A 2,095-nucleotide genomic window follows, 5' to 3' on the forward strand; every position below is an offset into this window, starting at 1 on the left:
TTAAGGTATCTGGGCTAAAAGGTCATAATATCAGTTTTTATAAATTTAAAGGAGAAGATTATCTATGGGAAAGATACATCATGTAGAAAAGCTTACGGACAATCGTTTTGTCAATCTGTATCATGTCAGCGCTACCAGCGTCCATAATACGCCAGTATCTTATTTTGTGGCGTCCAGAGCAAAAGCGGTCAGTGAAATGAAGCTGAAAACAGGAAAAAACAACCCGGACGGAGTTATTATCTACAGTCTGTACGGAGAGAAAAAAGACAAGGTGGTGCTGATCCGTCAGTACCGATATACCCTTGGAGGATATGTATATGAATTTCCGGCAGGTCTGGTGGAGCCGGGAGAAGATTTTCACGAAGGAGCCATCCGGGAAATGTATGAAGAGACAGGACTTACTTTTATGCCTCTTCATGTGGATCCTGCCTTTGAAAAGCCGTATTTTACTACCGTAGGACTTACAGATGAATCCTGCGCCACTGTTTACGGCTATGCGGACGGAGAGATAAGCAAGGCCGCTCAGGAGGACAGTGAGGAGATAGAGGTGGTTCTGGCAGACAGAGAAGAGGTAAGGCGTATTTTGAAGGAAGAACGTGTGGCTATCATGTGCGCTTATATGCTGATGCATTTTCTGAAGGATGAAGAGCCCTTTGGATTTCTGAATGAGGAAATATAGCTTGACAAATACGAGAAAAACATGCTATAGTTTTTATGGTTATAAAAGCTATAGTGTGTTACTCTTCAGGAGGCATTAACTATACATAACGAGAAGTGTTTATGTGTAGTAGTGTCTTTTTTTGTACAAAAAACCGGTTGAAACAGGATACAGCTGCGTATACTCACTTCTTAGATGATAATAAAAATAAGAAGGAGTAGAGTAAGAATGAAAGACAAAATTTTCAGTGTGCTTCAGCGTATAGGACGAAGCTTTATGCTTCCTATCGCCATTCTTCCGGTAGCAGGTCTTCTGCTGGGTATCGGAAGTTCATTTACTAACGCAACCACTATTGAAACTTATGGATTAACAAAAATTCTGGGAGACGGAACCATCCTCCACTATCTTCTCATGATCATGAATAAGGTAGGAAGCGCTGTTTTTGACAACCTGCCTTTGATTTTTGCAGTGGGCGTTGCCATTGGTATGGCAAAAAAAGAAAAAGAGGTTTCCGCTCTTTCTGCAGTAATTGCCTATTTTGTTATGAATACAGCAATCAACGCCATGCTGATCAACAACGGACTGATTCTTGAAAACGGAGAGATTGCAGAAACTGTCCTTGAGGGAACCATTACTTCTGTCTGCGGTATTCAGTCTCTTCAGATGGGTGTATTTGGAGGAATTATTGTAGGACTTGGAGTGGCGGCTCTTCATAACCGTTTTTACAGGATTCAGCTTCCAAATGCTTTGTCTTTCTTTGGAGGCACCAGATTTGTACCGATCATTTCAACAATCGTATATATGCTTGTGGGGATTCTTATGTATTTTGTATGGCCGGCAGTTCAGAATGGCATTTATGCTCTGGGCGGGCTTGTAACAGGCTCCGGTTATGCAGGAACTCTGGTCTTTGGTCTCATTAAAAGAGCGCTGATTCCATTTGGTCTGCATCATGTATTTTATATGCCGTTCTGGCAGACTGCTGTAGGCGGTACCATGGAGGTTGCAGGCCAGATGGTACAGGGCGGACAGAATATCTTTTTTGCACAGCTGGCTGATTCCGCCAATATCGCACATTTCAGTGCAGATGCCACAAGATATTTTTCCGGAGAGTTTATTTTCATGATCTTTGGTCTTCCAGGAGCAGCGCTGGCTATGTATCAGTGCGCGAAACCTGAGAAGAAAAAAGCGGCAGGCGGTCTTCTTCTTTCAGCGGCTCTGGCATGTATGGCCACAGGTATCACTGAGCCTTTGGAATTTTCTTTCCTGTTTGTAGCGCCGGCTCTTTTTGCAGTACAGGTGATTCTTGCAGGATCGGCTTATATGATCGCCCATATGCTGAATGTTGCCGTAGGTCTTACTTTTTCCGGCGGATTTCTTGACTTTTTTCTGTTTGGTATCCTTCAGGGAAATGAAAAGACCAGCTGGCTTCGAGTGATC

Annotated in this window: 2 protein-coding genes; both read left to right on the top strand. The window is 43.2% G+C overall.

Annotated features, from left to right (window positions below):
- Positions 1-64 precede the first annotated feature (64 nt).
- A complete protein-coding gene (locus tag RDS42_RS14400; RefSeq protein WP_308784264.1) occupies positions 65-679 on the top strand; it encodes an NUDIX hydrolase in 615 nt (204 codons plus the stop codon).
- Positions 680-886: 207 nt separating this feature from the next.
- Positions 887-2,095, top strand: a 1,209-nt coding sequence (locus RDS42_RS14405) for a PTS transporter subunit EIIC (protein ID WP_308784265.1), incomplete at its 3' end; no start/stop codon positions are given.

Source organism: uncultured Blautia sp. (assembly GCF_902497045.1).
Taxonomy (GTDB): domain Bacteria; phylum Bacillota; class Clostridia; order Lachnospirales; family Lachnospiraceae; genus Blautia_A.

Bases quoted from the DNA above. Each gene is read 5' to 3' on its own strand.
- RDS42_RS14400 (WP_308784264.1), top strand. From the start codon at position 65: ATGGGAAAGATACATCATGTAGAAAAGCTTACGGACAATCGTTTTGTC.